The sequence below is a fragment of the Massilia sp. TWP1-3-3 genome (genome assembly GCF_049897805.1).
In the GTDB taxonomy this organism is placed as follows: Bacteria; Pseudomonadota; Gammaproteobacteria; order Burkholderiales; family Burkholderiaceae_D; genus Telluria_A.
In genome coordinates this window covers 23213-49633 of the sequence record NZ_JAFCWX010000033.1, presented here as the reverse complement: position 1 = coordinate 49633, position 26421 = coordinate 23213, and the positions used below count along the sequence as shown (strand labels likewise).

Below are 26421 nucleotides of genomic sequence, written 5' to 3'. Positions count from 1 at the left end.
CTCCAGTGGACTTTCGTCTCTTTCGTGTCTTTCGTGTCTTTCGTGTCTTTCGTGTCTTGCTTTGCCCGGCGTCAGCCAAGGCGCCGGCGCAGCGCCAGGTTTTCTTCTTCCAGCGACAGCGCCCATGTCAGCAGGCCAAAACGCTTGGTGTCGACCCGGCGCCAGAACAGGCCGGGGAAACGCGCGTGCAGCGGTAGCATCCTGAGCGCCATGGCGCACTGCGCGCCCATGTCGGCCACCTCGGCCAGCTCGGTAAAGCCGAAGGCCAGCGGCGCCGCGGGGTTGCCGATGGCGTTGGTGTCGTCGGCCTTGAGCGCGCGCCGGCAGCTGGCCACGCCGTTGGCGAAGTGCTGGGCCGCCCTGTTGCCTGGATCGGCGCCGGCCAGCGCCATGGCGCCCAGGTGGAACGATGCGGCGATGGTCTTGGTGGCCAGCAGCGCACTGAAAGCCATGAAGTCGGCCTGCGCCACCCCTTCCAGGTAGCCGGCGGCCAGTTCGCGCTCGCCGCGCGCCATCGCCAGCCGCCCCGCAATGTAGGCGCTGGAAATTTGCCAGCGCAGCACGTGCGGATTGGCGCTCTCCTGCGCCAGGTAGGCGTCAACCAGCGCCAGCACGTCGTCGACCAGGACCGCGTGCGGGTCCTCGCTCAACGAGTGCGCCAGCACGGTCAAGGCGGCGCCGAAATCGGCGCTGTCCATCGGCAACGTCCCCAGCACCCGCGCAGCCAGGTCGTTGAGCACACCCGGGTCGCGCACGCGCTCGCCGATCTGCACCATCGAGCGGTACAGCCACGGGTTGTCGTAATAGTCGCCGAACTGCGTCACCCAGGCGCCCGGCAGCGCGGCCGCGGCGAACTCGGGATGGCGGTAGGGGCCCGACGCCTGCTTGCGCAGCGGGTCGCTCGATCCGACCAGGATCAGCCATTCGCTGGCGTCATCCGGCGCGGCGAGCGCCAGCTTGTCGAGCGTGCGCCGGGCGTCCTTGAGCTTTTCGCCGCCGGCGCCCTGCACGAAACGCTCCTCCACCAGGAAGCAAGCCCCCAGCGCAGCGCGCAGCGTAGCGAAATCGGACACGTCGCTGCGGCCGGCCATGTTGGGCGCGGCGCGGTTAGGCACGCTGACAATGATCCTGCCGTCGGGCCGCAGCACGCGCTGCGCTTCGGCCAGAAACGCCGCGCTGTCCGGCGCCTGTGCAAGCACGTCCAGTGCCACCACCAGGTCGACGCTGTCGTTTCCCATGCAAGACAGGTCGGCCAAGTTTGCCAGGTTTGCCACGACGTACTCGACGCCGTACTGCTGCCCGAAATTGGCCGCCGCGTAGACTGCTGCCTGCGCGCTGGCCGCCACCCCGATATAACGCGCGCCGTAGGACTGGGCAGCCAGGATCGCCGTGCCCGCGCCCAGCGCGCAGCCGCAGTCGAGCACCGTGTCGCCGCCGCGCACCATGGCCGCGGCCAGCGCGTAGCGCGCCATATAGGCGTCGGCCTGCGCGCCGCTCTGGCGCGTGCTGTCGGCAAGCGTGCCGCCAAACGGCGCCTGTCCCGCTACCGGAATGGCTTCAAAGGCCAGCAGTTGGGGCACGAAGGGATCCTGGCACTCAAGCTGGTAGCTGCCGATCGACACCGCTTGCGGGGCGCGCCGGAAGTGCGCCGTGACGGCGGCCGCTTCCCATACCTGGCGCAACCCTACTTCGCGCGAAGCGCGGATCATGTCGCGCTGCTGGGAAAAGCGCAGCACCGCCCAGCGCGCGCCCAGCCGGCGCAGCGCCGCGAAACTGGAAGCGAGCGTGCTTGACTCCAGCATGGCGCCGCCCTCTACCACCAGGCACGCGTAACGCGCCCCGCCGGCTTCATCCCAGGCGTCCAGGTCGGCCAGCGTGGCGGCGCTGTGCACCTGCGCCCCCTTTTGGCGCAGGCAGCGCGCCAGGCTGTCGTCGCCGCCGACGCACAGCACCAGTCCTGCGCCGAACAGCCTGACCAGCGCTTCGGCGTCTGACAACGCGCCGGTCATGGATCGACCCGTGCCAACGGGCGAAAAATCACGCGGCACAGCTGCGTGCCGACCGTAGCCGCAGCCACGGCCGGCAGGTACAGCATGCCGCCAGCGTCCACCTGGTACAGGCCGTCCTGCTGGTGCGCCATCTGGTCGAACAGTGCGCTCCCCGGGGCCATCGCGGCCGGATGGGCGTAGTCGCCGTCGCTGATGCGCTCGACGCTGTCGATCTGCAGCCAACTGTACTGTTTTCCGAACAAGACGCCGACATCGAAGTTGGGCGAGAGCGGCACCGACAGCGAGAAGTAGCCGTCGTAGGTGGCGCTGGCAACAAGTTCGTGCACCGCATGGCCACTCTGGTTCGTCACCAGCACCTGCACGCTTTGGCTGCGATACGAGGAACTGGCCGGCTGCATGTCGAAGCCAAAGCGGTTTTGCGCGAACAGCAGCACCGACAGCGACAAATCGAGCGTGCGCAGCTCCAGCGCGTAGCTGGTGCGCTTGTGGTCCAGGCCCGCATTCATGTAGCTAAATCCCTGCGTGCGCATGGCGGCCAGGCCGGCCTGGGCGTCGAACATGGCGATCGTCTTGTCGGTGCCCAGGTTGAAATCGAACTGGAAGCTGTGCATGCAATCGAGTTCCAGCGGCGTGGGAAAATACAGTTGGCGCGCCAGGTCGATCGCCACGCCCTGCGCCACCTCGTGCGCCAGCACCTTGGGCCGAAAACACAGCGGCGTGTCGCGCGTGTCGGCGATAAAGCGCAGGCAGGCGTCCTGGATGGCGCCCACCACGCGGTCCTGGGCCGCGCTCACCGCCGTGCCGGAAAACACTGGCGCGCCCTGTTCGGTATAGTCCACGGTGCTCGGCGCCGGCTGGGTGCACAGCATCTCGAAGCTGGCAATGTAGTCGCCAGTGAGCGTGGTGGTGATGCGCCCGTCCATGACGGTCGCGTCGATCAGGCCCTTGCGGTCGTCCTGATGCGGCGCCACCTGGTCGACGATCAGGTAGCGTCCCGTCAAGCTGACGCCCAGCTCATCGTTGAGCACGTCGGTGAGCAGGCTTTGCGCGGTGCCGCTGTAGCCCAGGTCAACCAGCATCAAGGTGTCGCCACGTTCGACGCCCGTCATCAGGCGCACGTGGCTGACCAGGCGCTGGCGAAACGCGCGCGAGGCGGCCAGGATCACTTTCACGGTCTCCGGCTGCAAGACCTGGCGCGCAAACTCCGCTTCGCTCGCGCCGGAGGCGGCGGCGGCCTTCAGGATGCGCGCCGCCGCTGCCGCCGGCAGCAGCAATTGGCGCGTCAAAGGTTCGAGCGCTTCGCGCGAGAGCACGCGCGTGAGCAGCGCCACTACCCGCTCGCGGCTGTCGAGCGACGCGGCGAGCGCGGTAAAGCGGCTGATATTGAGCTGGCTGCCGAACTGCTCGCCGGCCAGTTCTGCGCAGGCGCGGCCAGGCAAAAAGCCGTCGCGCATCAGGAACGCGACCTTCAGCCGTGAACCTGGCGCACCCTGGGCACGCACGGCGGCCGCTTCGCGCAGCACATAGTCGGCAAAGCTGTACAAAAGCGGCCCCATGCAGGCGTAGCCGAAGGTGGCCAACTGGTCGCCCTGCGGCATGCGCGCAACCTGTGCATGGTAATAGCTGGGCACGGGCAGCCGGTAGCCCAGTTCCGGCAGCACCTGCGGCGCCACCTGCGCGCGTGCGGCGAAGATGCGCCGCGTCGCTTCGTGCTGCTGGATGAAATGGGTGGCGCGCATACCAAAGCGCAGCGGGCTATGGTAGTCAGCCTCGATATTGTCGCCCAGGTGCAGGACCTGCTCCGGCTTGACCGCTAGCTGCGCCAGCAGCTGTGGCCACATGCCTTCCGATTTCGAGACAAGCTGCACGTTCGAGCAGTAGACGGCGTCGATCAAGCCTTCGAGCGCGGGCAAGGCGGAAAACAGCAGGCCTCTGAGCTGTGCTTCGGACAGGTATGTGTCGCTGACGACAACGACCTTCAGGCCGCGCGCCCTGGCTTGTTCGATCAGCGTGAAAACGGGCTGAAAGACGAAGCAATGGTCAATTTCGCACGCCAATTCGGCGTCGGCCAGTTCGGCACGTTCCGCGTCGCTTGCCCGGGGCGCCGCCTGGCGATAGATGTCGTCCAGCGTTACTTCGCTGCACTGGGTCGTCACCCATTTGATGCGCCGCGCCATGGTTTCGGCCCGGGCGCGCAGCGGCGCCGTCAAGCCCATTTTCGCAAATGCCGCGCTGCGCGCGAGGGCAAAAAATACGTCGCTCGGACTGGCCACTTTACGCCACAGCAGCGTATCGAAACAGTCCAGCGACAAGACCTTCAAGCCCTCATATCCGGCCAGCCAGGCGCCGTCCAGTTCATTCGCATGCAGTTTGTCTTGCATATTCGCCTTATCAAAGCAAGGATCCGCACAACCATATCACTTGCCCCTGCGCCGGTCTACATACCGGGCAATTTACACTTGCATGTTCATGATTTCATGGTAAGCCGACACCAGCTTGTTGCGTACCTGGACCGTGGCCTGAAACCCAATGCTCGCCTTTTGCATCGACACCATCACGTCCGACAGGCTGACTGAATCATCGCCCATGGTGAACTTCTTGCTCATTTCGCCGGCGCCCTTTTGCGCCGCGCTCACTTCCGACAGCGAATTTTGCAAGGCGTCGGCGAAGTTGACCTTGGCGGCCGGCGTCTCGCCCACCCCGGCAAGGGGGCTGACGGCAGGTGCGGCCGGCTTGGTCGATGCCGCCTTGAGCTGGGCAATCATGGCCTCGATACGGCCGCCGTCGATAGCGCCTATGTTCATGTGGTTCTCCGGTGAGGTGGCAAGGCAGGCGCGGCAACGGGCACCTGCCACGCGAGTACAATGCATGCACAAGCGAAGTCAGGCTGTCAGAATACCAGCGCGTGCGCACGGTGTCGTCACAAGCAGGGGGCAAAAGAGCGCTCTGTTTGGGCCTTTGATTGCCGGGGCGGGCCGCCATAATTGTGCCTGAGCCCCACTTTGTAGTTTGTGGGAACATTTGACGCGTAGGGCGGAACCGCCTGTCGGAAAAAAACAATCATGGCAGCAGCAACCGAAGAACTCGTCGACATCAACACCAGGGCCACGTTCTTCCAGACGGCCATGGGGCGCAACTTTGTGCTCGGCATCGGCATTGCGATCGTGCTGGCCATTATGGCCGGCGCCTGGATGTGGAGCCAGCAGCCGGAATACCGCATCCTGTTTGCCAATATCAGCGACAAGGATGGCGGCGCGATCACCGCTTCGCTCGACCAGATGGCCATTCCCTACAAGTTTTCCGAAGGCGGCGGCGCCATTCTGGTGGCGGCCGACAAGGTGCACGACGCGCGCCTGAAGCTCGCCGCGCAAGGCTTGCCCAAGGGCGGCAACGTCGGCTACGAGCTGATGGAAAACCAGAAACTGGGTGTGTCGCAGTTCCATGAACAGATCAATTACCAGCGCTCGCTGGAAGGCGAACTGGCGCGCTCGATCGAGTCGCTGGCCGCCGTCAGTTCGGCGCGCGTGCATTTGGCGCTGCCAAAACCTACCGTATTCGTGCGCGAACAGCAAAAGCCCACCGCATCGGTACTGCTGAACCTGCAGACCGGGCGCACGCTCGACCAGTCGCAAGTATCGGCCATTGTCCACCTGGTCGCTTCCAGCGTGGCCGAACTGCCAACTTCAAACGTGACCGTCGTCGACCAGGCCGGCAACCTGCTGTCGGACACCACCAAGCAGACCGGCGCCAAGATGCTGGACCCGAACCAGCTCAAGTACGTGGCGCAGATCCAGCAAAACATCATCCGCCAGGTGGAGTCCCTGATCACGCCGCTGGTTGGCCAGGGCAATGTGCGCGCGGAAGCGACCGCCGACATCGATTTTGCCCAGGTCGACACGGCCGCCGAAACCTTCAAGCCCAATTCGCCGCCCGAGCCCTCGTCGATCCGCAGCCAGCAAACCAGCGAGGCGGGCACCCCGGCCACGCCGGCAGTGGGTATTCCCGGCGCGCTGTCGAACCAGCCGCCGGGCGCGGCCACCGCCCCGATTGCCGGCGCCACACCCACCCCCGGCACGGCCAGCGCCGGCCCTACGCGCAAGGATTCGACCACCAATTATGAAGTCGACAAGACGGTCCGCTACGAGCAAAAGCCGATGGGCGGCATCAAGCGCCTGACCGTGGGCGTGCTGGTGAACCACCGCCGCATTATCGACGCCAAGACCGGCAAGGTCACCGTGCAGCCCTTGGCGGCGGCTGAAGTGGCCCAGATCAACGAGCTGGTCAAGGAAGCGATGGGCTACTCCAAGGAGCGCGGCGACACCCTGACCGTGACCAACGCCCCGTTCGACGGCGTGGGCAAGGCGGTCGACGCGCCCGAGGCGCTGGCCTGGTGGCGCGATCCGGATACCTGGGCGCTGGTGATGAAGGTGGCCAAGTTCGTACTGGCCGCCGTCATCATCGCCTACCTGTTTTTCCGCATCCTGCGCCCCATGCTGCGCCCCGTGCTGCGCAAGCTCGACGAGATTTCCGACGTGCCCCCGCCGCCGCCGCGGCGCGTGCTCTCGCCTGAAGAAGACGTTCAAGCCGCCCTTGCAAGCACCGAACTGGAGCACATGGAGGCAGGCCAGGCGCAGGGCTACCGCGAAAACCTGCAGATGGCAAAAAACTTGGCCAGGGAAGACCCGCGGGTCGTGGCAAACGTCGTAAAGGCATGGGTAGGCGCGAATGAATGATAACGGCATACAAAAAGCGGCCATCCTGATGCTCGCCCTGGGCGAGTCCGAGGCGGCCGAAGTGATGAAGTTTCTCGGCCCGCGCGAAGTATTGAAGCTGGGCGCGGCGATGGCCACCATGAAGGCGGTGCAGCACGGCCAGGTGGTCGACGTGCTGGAAGCGTTCCGCGCCCAGACCGAGCTTAACTCGACGGTGGGTTTGGACTCGGACGAATACATCCGCCAGGTGCTGACCAAGGCACTGGGTGACGACAAGGCGGCGGTACTGCTGTCGCGCATTTTGGGCGGCAAGGACGCCTCGGGCATTGAAAGCCTGAAGTGGATGGACGCCTCGTCGGTCTCGGAGCTGATCCGCAACGAGCACCCGCAGATCATCGCCACCATCCTGGTCCACCTGGAACGCGACCAGGCGTGCGAAATCCTGGGCAATTTTACTGACCGCTTGCGCAACGACGTGGTGCTGCGCATCGCCACGCTCGACGGCGTGCAGCCGGCCGCGCTGCGCGAATTGAACGATGTGCTCACCAAGCTCTTGTCGGGCAACGAGAACATCAAGAAGTCGTCGCTGGGCGGCGTACGCGCGGCCGCCGAAATCCTCAACTTCATGAGCGGCGAGCAAGAGGGTTCGGTGATGGACAACATCAAGAACTACGACAACGACATGGCGCAAAAGATCATGGACGAGATGTTCGTGTTCGATAACGTGATCGACATCGACGACCGCGGCATCCAGCTGCTGCTGCGCGAAGTGCAGTCCGAAATGCTGATCATTGCCTTGAAAGGCGCCTCGCAGGACTTGCGCGAAAAGATTTTCAAGAACATGTCCCAGCGCGCCGGTGAAATGATGCGCGAAGACCTGGAATCGAAAGGCCCGGTACGGCTGTCCGAAGTGGAAGCGCAGCAAAAGCAGATTTTGCAGATCGTGCGCCGCTTGTCGGATGAAGGGCAGATAGTACTGGGTGGAAAAGGAGAAGATTCGTTTGTCTGATACCCCAAAAGAACTGCAAAGCGCCTACCAGCGCTGGGAAATGAATTCGTTCGGCGACGAGCGGCCCAGCGTGGTGGCCAAGCGAGCGCCCCCGCCCGAGCCGCCGAATCTGGATGTAATCGCCGGCATGCAGGAGGAAGCGCGCCTGATCGGCTACGACGAAGGCCACGCGGCCGGCTACGCGGACGGCCTGGCGATCGGCCGCGCCGAGGCGGCCCAGGAACTGGAACACCTGCAGTCGATTGCCGCCACCTTCGGCACGGCGCTGGCCGAAGCCGATGAAACCATCGCCGGCGACATGCTCGAACTCGCCCTGCAGCTGGCGCGCGGCATGCTGCGCACGGCGCTCGACGTCAAGCCCGAACTGATCATCCCGCTGGTGCGCGAAGCCATTGGCTATTTGCCCATTTTGCAGCAGCCCGCCATTTTGCAGCTGAACCCGGCCGACGCGGTCATCGTGCGCGGCGCCATGGGCGAGGAACTTGAAAAAGGCGGCTGGCGCGTGGCCGAAGACGACACCATCGCGCGCGGCGGCTGCAAGATCGATACCGCCAGCAACCAGATCGACGCCCAGTCCCCTGCCCGCTGGGCACGCCTGACTGCCGCGCTTGGCAAGAACAATGTGGAGTGGCTGGAGCGGTGAGCACCCTGCCCGACCGCCACATCACCCCCGATCGCCAGATCACGCCCGATCGTCAGATCACGCCCGATCGTCAGATCACGCCCGATCGTCATACCGCGCGCTGGAAGTCGTACATCCGCGACTGCACGGCGCTATCGAGCTTTGTCGAGCCGATGCTGGTGTCCGGGCGCGTTACGCGCGTGGCCGGGCTGGTCATGGAATGCGTGGGCTTGCGCCTCGCCGTTGGCAGCGCCTGCACCATTCCCATGCCCAGCGGCCAGCGGGTCGAGGCGGAAGTGGTCGGTTTCGACGGCGAGCGCCTGTTCCTGATGCCGCAGTCGGACGTGGAAGGCATCGTGCCCGGCACCCGCGTGTTTCCCATCGAGCCCTCGGTGCCCAAGCCGGGTTCGGTGGCGCACCCGCGGCGCCGGCCCAGCGACCGCGCGCGCCACCTGCCGGTGGGCTGGGGCTTGATCGGGCGCGTGCTCGACGGCGCCGGAAGGCCGCTGGACAATCTGGGTCCGCTCGACTCGAGCGAAAGCGCGCCGCTCAACGTGCGCCCCGCCAATCCACTGGACCGCGCGCCGATTGTCGACACGCTCGACGTGGGCGTGCGCGCCATCAATGCCATGCTCACGGTCGGGCGCGGCCAGCGCCTGGGCCTGTTCGCCGGTTCCGGCGTGGGCAAGTCGGTGCTGCTGGGGATGATGGCGCGCTACACCACCGCCGACGTGATCGTGGTGGGCCTGATCGGCGAGCGCGGCCGCGAGGTCAAGGAATTCATCGAACAGATTCTGGGTCCTGAAGGCTTGGCGCGCTCGGTCGTGGTGGCCGCGCCCGCCGACACCCCGCCGCTAATGCGCCTGCAAGGGGCCGCCTACACGACCACCATTGCCGAGTACTTTCGCGACCAGGGCAAGAATGTCTTGATGATCATGGATTCGCTCACCCGCTACGCGATGGCGCAGCGCGAAATTGCGCTGGCCATTGGCGAGCCGCCCGCCACCAAGGGCTATCCGCCGTCGGTGTTTGCCAAGCTGCCGGTGCTGGTGGAACGGGCCGGCAACGGGCTTGAAGGCGGCGGCTCGATCACCGCGTTCTACACCGTGCTGACCGAGGGCGACGACCAGCAAGACCCAATCGCCGACTCGGCGCGCGCAATTCTGGATGGTCACTTTGTATTGAATCGCAAGCTTGCCGAATCGGGCCACTACCCGGCAATCGACATTGAGCAGTCGATTTCGCGCGCCATGCATGGCATTACCACCCACGCGCACCAGCTGGCCGCGCGCAAGCTCAAGCAGCTGTATTCACGCTACGAGCGCTCGCGCGACCTGATCAGCGTGGGCGCGTACGCAGCCGGCAGCGACCCGATCCTGGACCAGGCGATTGCCAAAAATGACAAGATTGAAGCGTTCCTGTGCCAGGAGATCCACGAACGGGTCGGCATGCTGGAGAGCTTGGGGCAACTTACCACCCTGTTCGACTGATGAATCCGGTCCGCCTGGGCCTATACTCGACCCATGGCAAAACAGTCTGCACTTGATACCCTGATCGAACTGGCCCAGCGCGACACCGACGAAGCGGCCAAACGGCTGGGGGTGGCGCTGAAAGCCGTGGACGAGGCCGAGCAAAAACTGACCATGCTGCTGGGGTTCCGGGACGACTACGGCATCAAGCTCGAAGCGGCGCAAATTGCCGGCATGACGCCCATGGCCTATGGCAATTTCATCGCCTTTATCGATAAGCTCGAAGTGGCCATCAATGGCCAGCGCGACGTGCTCAAGATCGCGCAAAACCGCAGCGCGAATGAAAAGACCACATGGCAGGCGGCCGAGCGCAAGCGCTTGTCGTACCGGACCTTGAGCGAACGGGCCTCGGTCGAGGCGCTGCGCCTTGAAAACAAGCTGGACCAGAAACAGATGGACGAACACGCCGCCCGCCAGGCTTATTACAAACGTTGATTCACTACCGACTGCCCATCATGCAAAAGCCACTCCTCCCGATCCAGATCAGCGGCGCCAGCGCGGCGCCGGCCCGGGCCAAGAATGCACAGCCGGACGCGGGCGCCCAGTTCAACCAGACGCTCAACCGCGAGATCGCGCAGCGCCGTGCGCAAGCGCCCGAAGCAAACAAGCAAAACGGCCCGGCCAGGGCGCAGCAGGGCCAGCACAGCGACAAGGCCGGCGCGCCAAAGAAGGCGGCGTCCGAGCCAGCGCGCGCGACCAGTGAACGCAAGGACGACGCAGCTGCGGACACGGCCGCCGTGCCAACGATCGCGCCCGACATGGCAGCGCTGATGGCGGGCCTGAACCTGCCGGCAGCCATTGCCACCGCGCCGGGCGACTCTGCAGATAACCCGCAACTGGCGGCAAGCGCCGCGCCGCCGGGCCTGGACGCCATGTTCGCCGCAGCCAAAGCCACCGCTGGCATGGACAAGCTGATTGCGGCCGGGGCGGCCTTGCTGGAAGGCGGCGCCGTTGCGCCCGCGGCGCTGCCGGCCGACTTTGGCAACGCGATGGCAAAGCTCGACGGCGTCAAGCCGGCAGCGGCCGACAACGCCAATCCGACCGGGCCGGAAAAATCGACGCTGGCCAAAGACATTGCCGCAGCCCTCAGTCCGGCCGACACGGCGCCGGGCAAGGCCGCGCCGGACCCCGGCCAACTGGTCCAGGTGCGCGGGCGCGAAGCGGCCCTGCCCGACCAGATGCCGAAAGAACTGCCGGTCACCGCGCCGGCGGCGGCGCCGGTGCAGCAGGCATCGCTGGCGATGGCGAATGTGGTGAATGGTGTGGGCGCGGGCGCGGGCGCGGGCGACAGGATCGCCGCGCGCGTAGGCACGCCGGCGTGGGACAACCAGGTGGGGCAAAAGATTGTGTGGATGGTGGCGGGCAAGGAGCAAAGCGCTTCGCTCACGCTTAATCCCCCGGACATGGGGCCGATGCAGGTGGTGCTCAGCGTGACCAATGACCATGCGACGGTCACGTTCTCGTCGGCCACGCCGGAAGTGCGGCAGGCGCTGGAAGACGCCATGCCAAAATTGCGCGAGATGATGAGCGAGAGCGGGATTGCGCTGGGCAACGCGAGCGTGAATGACGGCTCGGCCCAGCAGCAACAGCAGGCGCGCGACGACGCGAGTGGGCGCATGGGGCGCGGCGGCGGGCGTCTGGAGGGTGACGCCAGCGGCAGCGCCGGGCAAGCGGAGGCCAAGGTGGCTGAGCGGCCTAAGCGGACTGGGCAATTGCCGGGGCTGGTGGATACGTTTGCATAAAGGTCGAAGGACGAGCGGCCGGGCGGGAACCGAAATATCAGCGAACCGGAAAATCAAACCTGCATCGTCGGGTCGGCCGGTTTTGATCCTGCGATTGGCAGTTTGAAATGACTGTATGCCTCAAGCCACGAGTTGACCCTTCTTATTCCCTCTTTTCAACACATCCAACTGCTCGGCTATTCGCGATAATGACATAATGAGACCACGTTCCATCCACTGCACCAACGAGGCAACTTGAAAGCGAATCCCAAAATGAAGGCTGATCCGAAGGCAGAGCCGGCAGCACCCAAATCTTCCAAAAAGAAGATGCTGGTCATCGCCATCATCGGCATCGTCGTGCTCGCCATTTCCGGCGGCGCAGCCTGGTATTTCACCCAGGGCAAATCTGACCCGGCCCACGCCGAAGTCAAGAAGCACGCCAAGCCCGAATTCGTCGTCATCGAGGCCTTCACCGTCAACCTGCAGCCGGAAAACGGCGAACAGTACCTGCAAATCCAGTTCACGCTGGAAGTAGCCGGCCTGGAACAGGTCGAGATCATCAAGACCAATATGGCGCGCGTGCGCAGCCGCGTGCTGCTGCTGCTGTCGGCCAAGAAGGCGTCCGAACTGTCTACCGTCGAAGGCAAGAACCAGTTGTCGAAGGAAATCATCGCCGTCATCAAGCAACCTTTCGCCACCGGCGCGCCGCAGCAGGAAGTGACCGACGTGCTGTTCACCTCGTTCATCATCCAGTGATCCTCCATGGCCGATAATTTTCTCTCCCAGGAAGAAGTTGATGCGCTGCTCAAAGGCGTCAACGGCGACCAGGACGACGCTGCCGCGCCGGAAGAGACGTCCGGCGTTCGCACCTACAACCTGGCCACCCAGGAACGGATCGTGCGCGGCCGCATGCCGACGCTGGAAATCATCAACGAACGTTTCGCGCGCTTGCTGCGCGTGGGCCTGTTCAACTTTCTGCGCCGCAGCGCCGAAGTGTCGGTCGGTTCGGTGCGGGTGTCCAAGTACAGCGAATTCATCCGCAACCTGGTGGTGCCCACCAACCTGAACCTGGTGCACATGAAGCCGCTGCGCGGCACCGCGCTGATGGTGTTCGATCCGGGCTTGGTGTTTCTGCTGGTGGACAACCTGTTCGGTGGCGACGGGCGCTTCCATACCCGGGTCGAGGGACGCGACTTTACCCAGACCGAGCAGCGCATCATCTTGCGCATCCTCGATATCGTGTTCGAGGCCTACACCAAGTCGTGGGAGCCGGTGTTCCCGGTCGAATTCGAATATATTCGTTCGGAGATGAATACCCAGTTCGCCAACATTGCCACGCCCAACGAAGTGGTGGTGTCGTCGACCTTTACGGTGGAGCTGGGCTCGGTCTCTGGCCAGATCCACTTTTGCATGCCGTACTCGATGATCGAACCGATCCGCGACGCGCTGACCTCGTCGCTGCAGGGCGAGGCGCTGGAAATCGACAAGCGCTGGATCCGCCTGATGACGCAGCAGATCCAGGTGGCCGAAGTCGAACTGGTGGCAACGCTGGGCCACGGGCGCGCAACCTTCGACGAAATTTTGAACATGAAAGTGGGCGACATCATTCCCTTGAACGTGGCCGAGCAGATCCAGGCTACCGTGGACGGCGTGCCCGTGATGGACTGCACCTACGGCATACTGAACGGCCAGTACGCGCTCAAAGTGGAAAAATTGATCGCCAATGCCGATATTAAATAATGACAGGAGTGCATAATGTCCGACAACCAAGATGATACGAGCATGGACGACGACTGGGGCGCGGCCATTGCCGAGCAGGCCAAGGCGGAAGCTGACGCACTGGCAAACCAACCGGCCAGCGCGGCTGTGTTCAAGGACTTTTCAAACAAGGGCACCAAGAACGAAACGCCGAACGATATCGACTTCATCCTCGACATTCCGGTGCAGCTCACGGTCGAACTGGGCCGCACCAAGATCGCCATCAAGAACTTGCTGCAGCTGGCGCAAGGTTCCGTGGTCGAACTGGACGGCATGGCCGGCGAGCCGATGGACGTGCTGGTCAACGGTTGCCTGATCGCCCAGGGCGAGGTGGTGGTCGTGAACGACAAATTCGGTATTCGCCTGACGGACATTATTACGCCGTCCGAACGGATTCGAAAACTCAACAAATGATGGTGAAGGCAGTTCCGGCACTGATGTTGGCCACCGTGCTGGCGTGCGCCCCGGTGGCGGCGCGCCAGACGCCAATGCCAGAGGCCGCCGCCCCCGCAGCAGCCCCGGTCCAGGCTGCGTCTGTTCCTGCGTCTGTTCCTGCGTCCGTTCCTGCGTCCGTTCCTGCTACTGCTCCCACGCCGCGCGCGCAGTCGCCCCGTCCGCTGCCCCAACCGGCCGCGCCAATGGCGGCGGCATCGGCCGGCAGCCTGCTGCAAACCGTGTTCGGCCTGGCCGTCGTGCTGGCCACGCTTGCCCTGTTCGCCTGGGCCATGAAGCGCTACGGTCCGCGCCCGGGCGCGGGCGCAGCGGGCCTGCGCATCGTCGGCGCCCTGAACCTGGGCGGACGCGAGCGCATCATCGTGGTGGAAGTGGGCGACCAGTGGATCGTGGTGGGCGCCTCGCCCGGACGCGTGAACGCGCTGGCGACCATGCCCAAACAGCAGCTTGACGTGGCCCCGGCCACGCTGCACCCGGCCACGCTGCACCCCGATGCGCCATCGGCCAGCAGCTTTGCCGAGTGGCTCAAACAAACGATCGAAAAACGCAATGCAAAATAAGCTGCTTTCCGCTTCCCGTACCGCCTTGACGTTTGCCGCGCTGGCGCTGCCGCTGCTGGCCGCCGCCGCGCCGGGGATCCCCGCCTTTACCAGCGCCCCGGCGCCCGGCGGCGGCACCGCCTATTCGCTGCCGGTGCAAACGCTGCTGTTGATGACGGCGCTGTCGTTCCTGCCGGCCGCGCTGCTGATGATGACCAGTTTTACACGCATCATCATCGTCCTGTCGCTGCTGCGCCAGGCGCTGGGCGCGCAATCGTCCCCGCCCAACCAGGTGCTGGTGGGCCTCGCGCTGTTTTTGACGCTGTTCATCATGGGGCCGGTGTTCGACAAGATTTACGTGGACGCCTACGTGCCGCTGCAGGAAAACAAGATCCAGATGGGCGAAGCGATGGACAAGGGCGTGCAGCCGCTCAAGGACTTCATGATCCGCCAGACGCGCCAGGGCGACCTGGCGCTGTTCGTCAAGATGTCGCGCTCGCCGGCGCTGCAAGGGCCCGAAGACATTGCGCTGCGCGTACTGATTCCCGCCTTTGTCACCAGCGAACTGAAAACCGCGTTCCAGATCGGCTTTGCCATCTTTATTCCATTCCTGATCATCGACATGGTCGTGGCCAGCGTGCTGATGGCAATGGGGATGATGATGATGTCGCCGGCCGTCATCTCGCTGCCCTTCAAGCTGATGCTGTTCGTGCTGGTCGACGGCTGGCAACTGATCCTCGGTTCGCTCTCGCAAAGCTTTTACTAGCAAGGGCGCACAATGACTCCAGAATCCGTCATGACGATCGGGCGCAACGCCATGGAAGTGACGCTGATGGTGGCCGCGCCCATGCTGCTGGTGGCGCTCATCATCGGTCTGATCGTCAGCATCTTCCAGGCCGCCACCCAGATCAACGAAGCGACGCTGTCGTTCATCCCCAAGCTGGTCGGCATTTTTGTGGCGCTGATCGTGGCCGGTCCCTGGATGCTGGCGGTGCTGCTCGACTACATGCGCCAGGTGTTTACCGGCATCCCCGGCCTGATCGGCTAGGCGCCTGGCCGCCACCCCATGCTGACACTGACCAGTATCGAGATGAACACCTGGATCGCGGCGCTGCTGTGGCCCTTGACGCGCATCCTGGGCCTGGTCACTGCCGCTCCCCTGTTTGGCAACAACAGCTTTCCCGTCTCGTCCAAGGTGGGGCTGGGCGTGCTGCTGGCCCTGATCATCGCGCCTACGGTCCCTGCCCTGCCGGCGGCCGATCCGCTGTCGATGGCCGGCGTGTTAATCCTGTTGCAGGAGCTGCTGATCGGGGTGGCGATGGGCTTTGCGATGCGCATCGTATTCGCCGCCGTGGAGATGGCCGGCGAAGTGGCGTCCTTGACCATGGGTCTCGGTTTTGCCACCGTGTTCGATCCGCAGTCGCGCGGCCGCTCGTCGGCGGTCAGCCAGTTTGTGGCGCTGATCGCGACCATGGCTTTTTTGGCCGTCAACGGTCACCTGGTGCTGCTTGAGGTGCTGGCCGAAAGCTTTGTCAGCCTGCCCATTTCCGCCACGCCGATTTCGGGAACGCTGTCTTTGCAAGTGGTGAAATGGGGCAGCGTTATTTTTTCAACGGGGCTGCAATTGTCGCTGCCGATCGTGGCCGCGCTGCTGGTGACGACGGTGGCGTTGGGGATCCTGACGCGCGCCGCGCCGCAGTTGAATATTTTCGGTATCGGCTTTCCGATCACGCTGGGTGTGGGCTTGCTGCTGCTCAGCCAGACCATGCCTTATCTGAACGGGCCGCTGCAAACGCTGTTCAATCAGGGGATGGAGGCCAGCCGCGGGATCGCGCGCGGGGCGGCTGACCGAAAGGCACCGCTGGTGCCGGTGCTTGCTCCGCCAAAGGCGCCGCCCAGGTAAAAGTTCAGCTGAGCTGCATGGCGACTGGCGCCGCTGGCGCCAGTCGCGGATGAAAAAATTCCCGCCCGGTTTAACCGATGTAATTAAACAGCGACAGCCCCGTCAGCGATTTGAACGACTTTTGCGCCGCTTCCAGCGTCTGCTGCTGCTGCGAGTATGAAGTAATGGCCGCTACCATGTCCAGGTCCTGCAGGTTCGACAAGGTCGATGCGTACTGGATGCCCAGGTCTTCGCCGGCGCTGTCGAGCGTGTCGAGTTCCTTCTGGCGCGAGCCGACCGCCGAACGCACCGTGAGCACCGAATCGAGCGCCGAAGTCAATCCTTCGGAAGCCTTGTTCAAACCGTTTTTCAGCGCGGCCAGCTGCGCCGGCGTGGAAGCGGGCGCGCGCAGGGTGGCGATCATGTCGGTCATGGTCTTGAACACCGACTGCTTGGCGCTCGGATCAATGTTGACCTTGTCGCCAGCGGCCGGGTTGCCCGCCACCGTGAACGACAAGCCCTCAAAGGCGATCTGCTGGCTCGGCTGGAATGGCTGCGGGCCGGACAGGCTGGGCGGCGGCAAGCCGGTTTTTTTGTCGAGCACGCTGTAAGTGGTGGCTGCCGGCGTGCCGGACACGGCAAAGCTGATTTCGTACTGGTGGCCGGTCAGCTTGCTCGCATCGGCCACCGCGCCCGTGGAGACGACCCCGGTGCCCGTATTGCCCGCCGGCGCGCTCAGCACAAACGTGCCGTTGCCGGTGCGGTTGCTTTCAAACACGGTGGTGCCCGAGTCGCCCGTCGGCACCTGGCGCGACGTGGACGCCTGCAACTGGCGCTGACCCTGGTCACCCAGGTACTGCGCGCCGGCGCCCGTCTTGGCAAATGGCGCGGTGTCGCTCTTGAAGCCGCCAAACAGGTAGTCGCCCGCGCTATCGGTCGAATTGGCCAGGCCAAACAAGTCTTCCAGATGGCCTTCGAGTTCCACCGCAAGCGAGGCGCGGTCGGCCGCCGACAGCACGCCATTGCTCGCTTTGACGGCGATATCCTGCACATCGTGAATCAAGTTGGTGGCGCTGGTCAGCGTCAGTTCTTCTTCCGTCAGCGCGGCGCGCGCATTCTGGCGGTTGATGGCGTACTGGGCGTTGACCGATTGCGACTGCGTCACTTCCAGCGCGCGTGCCGACGCGATCGGGTCGTCCGAGGGCGTGAGAATGCGGCGGTTGGCGGCGATCTGCTGCTGGGTGCGGGCCAGGCTGCTTTGCAGCGTGTTAAGCTGGCTGGTGCCGGATTCGTAAATGGTGCTCGAAGCGATGCGCATGATGTGCTTTCCGTAATGAGTTTAGCGACCGAGCGAGAGCAAGGTGTCGAACAGCGTGCTGGCCATCGCCATGACCTTGCCGGCGGCCTGGTAGGCTTGCTGGTACTTGAGCAGATTGGCCGCTTCTTCGTCCAGGTTCACGCCGGACACGCTTTGCTGCGCATTGTGCGCCTGGCGCAGCAGCGAGTCGCTGGCCTTGGCGTTCACTTCCACTTCGCGCGTCTTGTTGCCGATGAAGCTGGTCATTTCCGCATACGCCCCCTGGAAGCTGGTCTTGCCGCCCTCCATGGTGTTTTTGGTTTGCAGGTTGCCCAGCGCGCGCATGTTGCGGTTGTCGCCCGCGCCGCCCAGGTTCTTGGAAACGGTAAAGGTATCGGCGTCGCCCGGCGTGCCGCTCATGCCGATGTTAACGCCCCCAAAGTTGTAGCTGGCGCCGTCCTGATAGGGAACGGCCGCCGTGCCGGCCGGGTAGACGGTAGTCACGCCGCCCATGGTTTTTGTCACTGCCTGGCCGGGAGGAAAGCCACTCAGGGTGCCGCTGGCGGAACTGTACTTGAGCGTGACCGGCGCCGTCAGCGCGTTGCCCGGCGTTAGGTAGGCGGCGTCGACGCTGCCTTCGCTGATGCGCCCGCTGCCAGTGTTGGTGGTCGGCATGGCGGTGTTGATCGGCGCGCCTGCGGCAATTTTTGAGCGGTCAGCCAAGGCCACGCCAAAACCGGCGGCGCCGTTGATGGTCGGGCGCACCAGGAAATTGTCGCCGCTGCCGGAGGCGCCATTGATTGAAAACTCGATGCCGTCGATGCTCTGGGCGCCGGTCTGCGGATACGGGCTGATCACGGTCTGCTGGCTGTCGGACAGGCGCGTGACGACATACTTGGCGCCGTCATAGGCGACCTTGTAGTCGCTCTGCGTGAGCTTGGACGGGTCGCTGATGACGGCCTTGACAGCGGCGGTGCTGTTCAGGGAATTGTCGCGGCTGGCCGTCACCGACGGCTTGGCCTCGGTGAAAAAATCGGCGCCCGGCTTGCCTTCGGCGTCCACGCCCAGGTGGTGCTGGTCATTAAAGGTGGCGGCAATGCTGATCGCGATGCGGCCGAGCGAATTTTGCGCGCGGTCGAGCGCGGTGTTGCGAAAGTCCATCAACCCGCCCAGCTCGCCGCCTTTAAGCGCGCTGTCGCCCAGCGGAACCACCTTGCCGCCGGCCACGTAGCCGACCTCGACCCGGGTCGGATCGGTGGGCGACGCCATGGCGGCCAGGTCGTACGATTTTTTCCCCACCACCAGCGGCTGGCCGTTGCCAATCGATACCGTGATGCTGTTGTTCGAGCCGGCCACGACGGTCGCCTTGATCTGCTTGTTCAAGTCCAGCACCAGCTGGTCGCGCTGGTCCATCAGGTCGTTCGGCCTGCCCCCGCCGGCGGAGGCGCCGCCGATCTGTTCGTTGAGCGCGGCAATCTGGTCGGCATAGGCGTTAATCATCGTCACGTTCGACGTGATTTGCGTATTGACCCCTTCGCGAAGCTCGCTCAGGCGGCCATTCAAGCCCTGAAAGCGCGCCGCTAGCGAATCGGCGCCCGACAGCAGCGCCTGGCGCGACGCAGTCGAGGCGGGATTGGAGGCGACATCCTGCACGCCCTTGAAAAAACCCTGCAGCGACGGCGACAGGCCGGAAGCCGGGTCGGCCATCACGTTGTCGATCTGGGCAATCTGGGTGTAGTACGCGTCGAGCGACGCCTTGGAGGTGGTCGCGGTGCGCACCTGGGCATTGAGGAATTCGTCGGAGTAACGCTTGATGTCGGTGACCTGGGTGCCGCTACCGATGAAGCCCGAACCAATGTTCTGGCCCGGTCCGGCGCCCTGCATGACGACCTGGCGGCTATATCCCACTACATTGGCGTTGGAGATATTGTGGCCCGTGGTCGACAGTCCCGCTTGCGCCGCGAACAGTCCGCTTTTGCCAATGTTGAGTATATTTCCGGCCATGATAGGGTTTCTTTCTTTTGTATATCACTGTCTACGGCAGAATCCCCGGAAACTTGACTTTCACTGCGGAAACGTTACTCAACCATCATGCCAGGTTGTGCTTGATGATGCGGCTCAGCTTGGCGGCGTACTGGGGATCGGTCGCGTAACCGGCTTGCTGCAGCCCCTGCGCGAAGCCGGCCGCATCCTTGGCGTTGGCCAGCACCTTTTCGTAACGCGGGTTGTTGGTAATCAATTTAGCATAATCCTTGAAACTGTCGGCGTACGAATCGTAGGCGCGAAATTTCTCGACCCGGGTCTGCGGCACGCCGTTGACATATTCGGTGGTGACGGCGGTGGCAACCTTGCCTTTCCAGCCAGGACCAGCCTTGATGCCGAACAGGTTGTTGGCGCTGCTGCCGTCCTGGTGTCGGATTTCGCGCTTGCCCCAGCCGGTTTCCAGCGCCGCCTGGCTGAGCATGAACTTGGCCGGGATGCCGGTGCTGCGTTCGGCCTCTTGCGCATGGACGGCCAGCTTTTCCTGGAACGCGCGCACGTGCGGCGCCTGGATGCGCCCGCTGGCGGCGTGGGTGACGCCGGACGGCGCGCCGGCCGCGGCCGGGGCGGCCAGCGCGGCCGGTGCGCTCATCATCGCTTCAAGCGTCGGCGTCGGCGTCGGCGTCGGCGTCGGCGAGCGCCCGGTCGGCTCGCCGCCGATGGCGAGCGCCTGCGTGCCGGCAGCCTGCGACGACAACTGGCGGATCAGCATGTCGGCTAGGCCCACGCCGCGCTTGGCCATGTTTTGGCTCATCTGCTGGTCCAGCATGCCGGTAAACATCTTGGTCTGTTCGCTGCCGGTCAATTCGTCCTGCGGGGTAGCTTCGCGCATGCTTTTCATCATCATGTTGATGAACATGGCTTCAAACTGGGTGGCCGCGCCTTTCAGCGCTTCCGGGGAACCGGCCTTGGCCGACTGCTTCAAGTCGCCCATGCCCTTGGTATCGAGGGCAAACTTGCTGCTCAAGTCAATGGATGAGACGCTCATGGTGGTTCCTTAAATGATTTCGAGGTCGGCGCGCAGCGAGCCGGCAGCCTTCAAGGCTTGCAGGATCGACAGCAAGTCTTGCGGCGAAGCGCCGATCGCATTCATCGCCTTGACCACTTCGGCGAGCGAGGCGCCGCCCTTGACCAGCAGCACCTTGCCCGGATCTTTTTTAATTTCAACCGACGCGTTTTGGGTAGGCGCCGTCTGCCCGGCTCCCAGCGGGCCGGGCTGGCTGACCTGGTTGTCGGCGCCGATCGTGATCGACAGGTTGCCGTGCGAAATGGCGCACGTTTCCAGCGTGACGGACTGGTTCATCACCACCGAACCGGTGCGCGCGTTCATGATCACCTTGGCAGCCTGGCGTGCAGGATTGACTTCCAGCGACTCCAGGATGCCGAGGAAGGCCACGCGCTGGTCGGACGACGAGGGCGATAGCACCCGGATCACGCGCCCGTCGAGCGCGGTGGCAATGCCGGGACCGAAATGGTTGTTGATCGCTTCGACCACCCGGCTGACGGTGGAAAAATCGGTGGTATTCATTTCCAGGCGAATTTGGTTGTTTTCACCCAGGCTGGAGGCGACGGCGCGCTCGACCGTGGCGCCGCCCGAAATCTTGCCCACGCTCAGGTGGTTGATTTGCACTTGCGAGCCGGCCGCAGCCGCCCCCACGCCGCCCACCAGCACATTGCCTTGCGCCATGGCGTAGACCTGGTTGTCGGCCCCTTGCAGTGGCGTCATGATCAGCGTTCCGCCGCGCAAGCTCTTGGCGTTGCCGATCGACGAGACCGTGATGTCGATGGTCTGGCCCGGCTGGGCGAACGCGGGCAGCGAGGCGGTGACCATGACGGCGGCCACGTTCTTGAGCTGCAGCGTGGTGCCCGGCGGCAGGTTGACGCCCTTCGCTTGCAGCATCGAGACGATCGACTGCACGGTAAACGGCGTTTGCGTGGTCTGGTCGCCACTGCCGTCCAGGCCGACCACGATGCCGTAGCCGGACAACTGGTTCTGGCGCACGCCGGCGATGGTGGTCAAGTCCTTGAGGCGTTCAGCGCGCACCAGTTGCGGCGCGAGCGTGGCAAGGCAGATGGCGGCCAGGGTCAGCCAGTGAAAAGTACGGCGCATGGGGGTTCCGATCAGAACGGTACGAGCGACTGGAAGAAACGCGACACCATGGCCGTCAGTTCAGCGCGGTCGATCTGGCTGTTGGTGCGGTACTCGACGCGCGCGTCGGCTACCTGGGTCGACGAGACGGTATTGCCCACGCCAATATTGTCCGGACTGATCATCCCTGAAAAGCGGATGAATTCCACGCCCTTGTTCATGGCGATCTGCTTTTCGCCCGAGACGATCAGGTTACCGTTGGAAAGCACTTCGGTGACCGTCACGCCCATGGTGCCGGTAAAGGTGTTGCTGGCGCTCTGGTTGTCGGCATCTGAAAACTTGGTGGCAGCTTCCGTCGCCACCGACGCGCCGAACACGCCGCGCACCGGCACCGGCACCACAAAACTGGCCGAACCGGACTTGTTGCCCGAGCTGGCGCCCGCTTTCACGGCGGCGGTCTTTTCGATGATGTTAATGGTGAGCATGTCGCCGATATGGCGCGCGCGGCGGTCTTCGAACAGCGGGCGGTACTGCGAGCTCTGGTAGATGGCGCCATTGCTAGCTACCACGGGTTCGGTGTACATCGGGCGCGCGCTGGTGGGACGGTCGACAATGGTGCCAGGAGTGGCGGAGCAGCCGGCCAGCGCCAGCAGGGACAGAATCAGCAGGGTTTTCATGAATCTCTTCCGGTTAAAGCTGGGCCAGCTTTTGCAGCATCTGGTCCGACACCGTGATAGCCTTGCTGTTAATTTCGTAGGCGCGCTGGGTGGTGATCATGTTGACCATTTCCTCGACCACGTTGACGTTCGACGTTTCCACGTAGCCTTGCATCAAGACGCCCGCGCCATTGGTACCCGGCGTGTTGGTGCCCGGGCTGCCCGAGGCGCCCGTTTCCACGTACAGGTTTTCGCCCTTCGATTCGAGGCCCGCCGGATTGACGAACGTGGTCAGCTGCAAGGTGCCGATCTGCGACGGCGCGGCGGTGCCGGAGACGGTGACGGAGACGGTGCCGTCGCGCCCGATCGTGATCGACTGCGCATTGGCGGGCACGGTAATGGCAGGCTGCACCACAAAACCGGACGAGGTGACCAGCTGGCCGTTGGCGTCGCTCTGGAACGAGCCGTCGCGGGTGTAGGCGGCGGTGCCGTCGGGCAGCAGCACCGAGAAGAAACCGGCACCGTTGACCATTACGTCTTTCGAGTTGCCCGTCGCCTGGGGATTGCCTTGCGTGTGAATGCGTTCGATGGCGACGGTGCGCACGCCGGAACCGATCTGGGCGCCGGACGGCAAGTTGGTTTGCTGGGAGGACTGGGCGCCGGGCTGGCGGATATTCTGGTACAGCAAGTCTTCGAACACCGCGCGCGAACGCTTGAAGCCGTTGGTGCTGACGTTGGCCAGGTTGTTGGTGATGACGTCAAGCTGGGTCTGCTGCGCTTCGAGGCCGGTCTTGGCCGTGTACAGGGAACGGATCATGGTTTTCTCCAGTTACGGTGGCAAGGCGAAGTTTGCCGGCCACCGATCATTGAAGACCATTATGCGCGGGTGCTACTTAATTCAAAGCGAGGATCTGGGTAGCTTTACCGGCGTTGTTCTCGGCGTTCTTCATCAGGCTCATCTGAAGCTCGAAGCTGCGCGCCAGTGAAATCATTTGCACCATCGAATCGATCGGGCTGGCGTTGCTGCCCTCGAGGGCGCCGCCGGCCACGACCACCGACGGGTCGGCCGGGGCGGCGGCCCCGTCCTTCAGGCGAAACAGGCCGTCGTCGCCGCGCACCAAGTCTTTTTCGGGCGGATTCACCAGTTTCAGGCGTCCCAGCACGGTGGGCGCGCCCGGCTTGGTGGTGGTCGCGATGGTCGAAATGGTGCCGTCGCCGCCGATGGCGACCGTCACTTCAGGCGGCACCGTGATCGGGCCGCCGTCGCCCTGCACCGTCTGGCCCTGGGCCGTTTGCAGCAGACCGTTGGCGTTCATTTGCAAGGCGCCGTGACGGGTGTAGGCTTCGCTGCCGTCGGGCATTTGCACGGCGATCCAGCCTTTGCCCTTGAGGGCGACGTCGAGATCGCGCCCCGTCATTTGCAAGGGGCCGGCGCTAAAGTCCGTGCCCGCTTCGGTGTTGATCACAAAGGCGCGCGTGGGCAAGGCGCCGGCCGGGCCGACCACGGGCACGGCGCGAAACACGTCAAGCTGGGCGCGAAAGCCGGTGGTGGTCACGTTGGCCAGGTTGTTGGCGGCGGTGGCCTGCTGGTCCAGGATGTGCCTGGCGCCGCTGGCGGCGGTGTAGATCAGTTTGTCCATGGGGTTCCCCGACACGCTTGGCGGAATGCGCTACGCTTTTCCGCCCTACGGTCCAATGCGAATCGATTTTTCCACCCGCCCGGCGCGCCGCAAGGGCACGTGGGGCGAATTTTCCACCCGCCCGGCGCGCCGCAAAGGAACGTAGGGCGGAAAAGCCTTGGCGCATTCCGCCATGCTCAGTGTTAACGCAGATTGACCAGCGTCTGCAGCACAGAATCCTGCGTCTTGATGGTCTGCGCGTTGGCCTGATACACCCGCTGCGCCGTGATCATGTTAACCAGCTCAGCGGTCAGATCGACGTTCGAGTTTTCCACCGCCGACGACTGCAGCACGCCCAGGCTGCCCGAGTTGGGCGTGCCCACCAGCGGATTGCCCGAGGCCGACGTTTCCGCCCAGGCGTTGTTGCCCAGCGGCGTCAAGCCGTTCGGATTGGCGAAGTTGGCAAGCACGATCTGGCCCAGCGCGTGCGACTGGCCATTGCTGTACTGGCCCAGGATGATGCCGTCGGGACCGGCCGCAAAGCGCTGCAACTGGCCGGCCGTGTAGCCGTCCTGGGTGGTCTTCTTTTCGCTGGTGGCCGCGCCGTACTGGGTCGAGTTGGCAAAATTGAGTTTCAGCGTGAGCGTGTTGGCCGAACCGGTGGACGGAAAGATCGGCAAATCAATCTTCAGCGGCAGCGTTTGCGGCGCCATCGCCGAAGCGCTCAGCGCGCCGCTGGTGTCAAAGCGCAGGTAGCCCGAACGCACGGCGGGCACCGTCACCGCCGCCGCAATCAGGGCGTCGATGCCGTCCGGATTAATGCCGACGGTGGTGCCGGCGCTATTGGCCGCGGCCTGGATTGCAGCGAGCGTGGTCGGGGTCGCGCCGGCCGCCGCAGCGGCGTTCTTGACGGCAGTCGCGGCGGCCTGGGCGTAGGACACGGCCTGGGCCGAGGTGTCGCCCGGCGGCGTGGCGGCCGCGGCCTGGTAGTTGTCGCGCGCGGTCATGGACGCCGGATCGTCCTGGGCAGCAGCCGCTACTTCCTGGTTGGTAATTTCCACGCCATCGACTGCACTGTAGACGTCCCACTCGCCGCCGTCGGTTTTCACATAGTAAGTCGACATCACGTGCGGATTGCCCAGGCTGTCGAAGACGTCGATCGGGGTCTGCTTGTTGTAGCTGGTCGGGTCGTTGGCGTTGAACGGCGCGGTCACGGGAACCACGCTGCCCGAATCGAGGTTGATCTCGGTGTCCACGCGCGAGGTGGCCACCGGTTTCAGGTCGGCGGTATTGATCTGGATGGGCGACGGCGAACCGGCCAGGATGGCGCCGGTCGGGCCGGCGGCAAAACCGGTCAGCTTGGCGCCCTGGGCGGTGACCATGAAGCCTTCCTTGTCCAGCGAAAACTGGCCGTTGCGCGAATACTGGGTGGCGCCGGCCACGGTGGTGCGGAAAAAGCCCGCGCCATTGATGGCAATGTCGAGCGGATTGTTCGACGCTTCGACGTTACCCTGGGTGAACTGCTGGGCGATCTGCGAAACCTTCACGCCGATCCCGGCCTGGTTGCCGCCGCCGCCGTTGAGCGAATTAGCGTACACGTCGGCGAACTGGACTTGCGAACCCTTGAAGCCGACCGTGCTGGCGTTGGCGATGTTGTTGCCGATGACGTCGAGCTGTTTTGCAGCGCCGTTCAAGCCGCTAAGTCCCTGTTGGAAAGACATGTGATTCTCCTGAAATGTTAGTGAATGCGGCCTGGCGCTACAAAATCTGGCGGATGTCGGCCATCGAGACCACGCCCAGCGTCGGCAAGTTGAGCTTGACGCCATCCTTGGGATTGGTGGTGACGCTGGCCACGCTGTCGAACGAGAGCGTCTTGGCGTCCTTGAGCACTTCTTCGCCGCGGGTGGCGACGACGCGGATCAAAAAATTGCCGTCGCGCAGAGTGACCGGCTTGCCGTCCGCGCCCATTTGCGATGGATCGGGCACGCCGTCCCACGCGATCGGCGTGATGCCCGGCTGCTGCGCTCCCATGTCGATCACCTGCACGTCCTTGCCGGTGCGCGGGTCGGTAATGATGACTTGCACCTTGTCGGCGGCGCTGCCGACCTCCACGCCCATGATGCCCTTGCCGCCGGCCAGCGCCACCTTGTCGCCGGCCACCAGCACGCCGTGGCCGATCATCGTGGCCGCCTGCAGCGATTCCGACGACTGGTAGCTCGACTTGAGCGACTCGAGCGTGGTATTTAACTGGTTGATGCCGGTGACGGTCGAGAGCTGGGCCAGCTGGCTGGTCACTTGCGCATTGTCGAGCGGGTTCATCGGATCCTGGTTTTTCATCTGGGTGATCAGGAGCGTCATGAACTTGTCCTTGTCGGCGTCCACGCTGGCGCCGGCCGTGCTTCCCTTCTTGGCATTGACGGTATTCATCAAGTCTTGCGACACATAGCCGGGCGGAGTTTGAATGGTAGTCATGGCATTTTCTTCGT

25 protein-coding genes are annotated in these 26421 nt (G+C 64.2%); 13 read left to right on the top strand and 12 right to left on the bottom strand.

Annotation, left to right across the window (positions count from 1 at the left end):
- Positions 1-71 precede the first annotated feature (71 nt).
- From ACP7D4_RS23820 to fliE, 3 genes are all read right to left on the bottom strand, one after another.
- Entirely contained in the window at positions 72-2009 is a 1938-nt protein-coding gene (locus ACP7D4_RS23820) for a class I SAM-dependent methyltransferase (RefSeq protein WP_426211699.1), read from the bottom strand.
- Positions 2006-4390 (bottom strand): HAD family hydrolase, encoded by a 2385-nt coding sequence (locus ACP7D4_RS23815; protein ID WP_426211697.1) that lies wholly within the window; start codon positions 4388-4390, stop codon positions 2006-2008. Before ACP7D4_RS23815 ends, ACP7D4_RS23820 begins: the two co-directional genes overlap by 4 nt.
- A 72-nt stretch (positions 4391-4462) precedes the next feature.
- Positions 4463-4813 (bottom strand): flagellar hook-basal body complex protein FliE, encoded by a 351-nt coding sequence (gene fliE, locus ACP7D4_RS23810; protein WP_426104650.1) that lies wholly within the window; start codon positions 4811-4813, stop codon positions 4463-4465.
- 258 nt (positions 4814-5071) lie between these two features.
- Between fliE and fliF the strand changes: the two genes are divergently transcribed.
- The 13 genes from fliF (at position 5072) to fliR (ending at position 16255) form a co-directional block, all read left to right on the top strand.
- Positions 5072-6742, top strand: a complete 1671-nt coding sequence (gene fliF / locus ACP7D4_RS23805; RefSeq protein ID WP_426211696.1) for a flagellar basal-body MS-ring/collar protein FliF — start codon at positions 5072-5074, stop codon at positions 6740-6742.
- Complete coding sequence (gene fliG / locus ACP7D4_RS23800; RefSeq protein WP_426211695.1) at positions 6735-7730, top strand: flagellar motor switch protein FliG; 996 nt, start codon at positions 6735-6737, stop codon at positions 7728-7730. Before fliF ends, fliG begins: the two co-directional genes overlap by 8 nt.
- Before the next feature lie 40 nt (positions 7731-7770).
- The gene (locus ACP7D4_RS23795) at positions 7771-8373 is read left to right on the top strand and encodes a flagellar assembly protein FliH (RefSeq protein WP_426104762.1); all 603 of its coding nucleotides are present in this window, start codon (positions 7771-7773) and stop codon (positions 8371-8373) included.
- 152 nt (positions 8374-8525) lie between these two features.
- Positions 8526-9842, top strand: coding sequence for a flagellar protein export ATPase FliI (fliI, locus tag ACP7D4_RS23790; protein WP_426211716.1), 1317 nt, complete (start codon positions 8526-8528; stop codon positions 9840-9842).
- 33 nt (positions 9843-9875) lie between these two features.
- A complete protein-coding gene (gene fliJ / locus ACP7D4_RS23785) occupies positions 9876-10316 on the top strand; it encodes a flagellar export protein FliJ (RefSeq protein ID WP_426211694.1) in 441 nt (146 codons plus the stop codon).
- A gap of 20 nt (positions 10317-10336) precedes the next feature.
- Positions 10337-11623 carry a flagellar hook-length control protein FliK gene (locus tag ACP7D4_RS23780; protein ID WP_426211692.1) on the top strand — a complete coding sequence of 429 codons (1287 nt, stop codon included), beginning with the start codon at positions 10337-10339 and terminating at the stop codon, positions 11621-11623.
- 234 nt (positions 11624-11857) lie between these two features.
- Positions 11858-12358 (top strand): flagellar basal body-associated protein FliL, encoded by a 501-nt coding sequence (fliL, locus tag ACP7D4_RS23775; RefSeq protein ID WP_426211690.1) that lies wholly within the window; start codon positions 11858-11860, stop codon positions 12356-12358.
- 6 nt (positions 12359-12364) lie between these two features.
- Entirely contained in the window at positions 12365-13342 is a 978-nt protein-coding gene (gene fliM, locus ACP7D4_RS23770) for a flagellar motor switch protein FliM (protein ID WP_426104662.1), read from the top strand.
- 15 nt (positions 13343-13357) lie between these two features.
- A complete protein-coding gene (fliN, locus tag ACP7D4_RS23765) occupies positions 13358-13774 on the top strand; it encodes a flagellar motor switch protein FliN (RefSeq protein ID WP_426104663.1) in 417 nt (138 codons plus the stop codon).
- A gap of 2 nt (positions 13775-13776) precedes the next feature.
- Complete coding sequence (gene fliO / locus ACP7D4_RS23760; RefSeq protein ID WP_426211688.1) at positions 13777-14373, top strand: flagellar biosynthetic protein FliO; 597 nt, start codon at positions 13777-13779, stop codon at positions 14371-14373.
- Positions 14363-15118 carry a flagellar type III secretion system pore protein FliP gene (fliP, locus tag ACP7D4_RS23755; RefSeq protein WP_426104665.1) on the top strand — a complete coding sequence of 252 codons (756 nt, stop codon included), beginning with the start codon at positions 14363-14365 and terminating at the stop codon, positions 15116-15118. The genes fliO and fliP overlap by 11 nt, the downstream gene beginning before the upstream one ends.
- Positions 15119-15130: 12 nt before the next feature.
- Positions 15131-15400, top strand: coding sequence for a flagellar biosynthesis protein FliQ (fliQ, locus tag ACP7D4_RS23750; RefSeq protein WP_426104667.1), 270 nt, complete (start codon positions 15131-15133; stop codon positions 15398-15400).
- An 18-nt stretch (positions 15401-15418) separates the two neighbouring features.
- Entirely contained in the window at positions 15419-16255 is an 837-nt protein-coding gene (gene fliR, locus ACP7D4_RS23745) for a flagellar biosynthetic protein FliR (protein ID WP_426211686.1), read from the top strand.
- Positions 16256-16325: 70 nt separating this feature from the next.
- Here the strand turns inward: fliR and flgL are convergent, their stop codons facing one another.
- From flgL to ACP7D4_RS23700, 9 genes are all read right to left on the bottom strand, one after another.
- On the bottom strand, positions 16326-17552 hold the full coding sequence (gene flgL / locus ACP7D4_RS23740; protein WP_426104669.1) for a flagellar hook-associated protein FlgL: 1227 nt from the start codon (positions 17550-17552) through the stop codon (positions 16326-16328).
- 21 nt (positions 17553-17573) lie between these two features.
- Positions 17574-19535: a flagellar hook-associated protein FlgK gene (flgK, locus tag ACP7D4_RS23735; protein ID WP_426104671.1), complete on the bottom strand. Its 1962-nt coding sequence runs from the start codon at positions 19533-19535 to the stop codon at positions 17574-17576.
- Positions 19536-19620: 85 nt separating this feature from the next.
- Complete coding sequence (flgJ, locus tag ACP7D4_RS23730; protein WP_426211685.1) at positions 19621-20559, bottom strand: flagellar assembly peptidoglycan hydrolase FlgJ; 939 nt, start codon at positions 20557-20559, stop codon at positions 19621-19623.
- Between the two features lie 9 nt (positions 20560-20568).
- Positions 20569-21681 carry a flagellar basal body P-ring protein FlgI gene (locus tag ACP7D4_RS23725; protein ID WP_426211683.1) on the bottom strand — a complete coding sequence of 371 codons (1113 nt, stop codon included), beginning with the start codon at positions 21679-21681 and terminating at the stop codon, positions 20569-20571.
- A gap of 11 nt (positions 21682-21692) precedes the next feature.
- Positions 21693-22337 (bottom strand): flagellar basal body L-ring protein FlgH, encoded by a 645-nt coding sequence (locus ACP7D4_RS23720; RefSeq protein WP_426211681.1) that lies wholly within the window; start codon positions 22335-22337, stop codon positions 21693-21695.
- 13 nt (positions 22338-22350) lie between these two features.
- Positions 22351-23133 (bottom strand): flagellar basal-body rod protein FlgG, encoded by a 783-nt coding sequence (gene flgG / locus ACP7D4_RS23715; RefSeq protein WP_426104677.1) that lies wholly within the window; start codon positions 23131-23133, stop codon positions 22351-22353.
- Between the two features lie 76 nt (positions 23134-23209).
- Positions 23210-23956: a flagellar basal-body rod protein FlgF gene (gene flgF, locus ACP7D4_RS23710; RefSeq protein ID WP_426104679.1), complete on the bottom strand. Its 747-nt coding sequence runs from the start codon at positions 23954-23956 to the stop codon at positions 23210-23212.
- A 182-nt stretch (positions 23957-24138) separates the two neighbouring features.
- A complete protein-coding gene (locus tag ACP7D4_RS23705) occupies positions 24139-25656 on the bottom strand; it encodes a flagellar hook protein FlgE (protein ID WP_426104680.1) in 1518 nt (505 codons plus the stop codon).
- A gap of 37 nt (positions 25657-25693) precedes the next feature.
- The gene (locus ACP7D4_RS23700) at positions 25694-26407 is read right to left on the bottom strand and encodes a flagellar hook assembly protein FlgD (protein ID WP_426211679.1); all 714 of its coding nucleotides are present in this window, start codon (positions 26405-26407) and stop codon (positions 25694-25696) included.
- Positions 26408-26421: the final 14 nt, after the last annotated feature.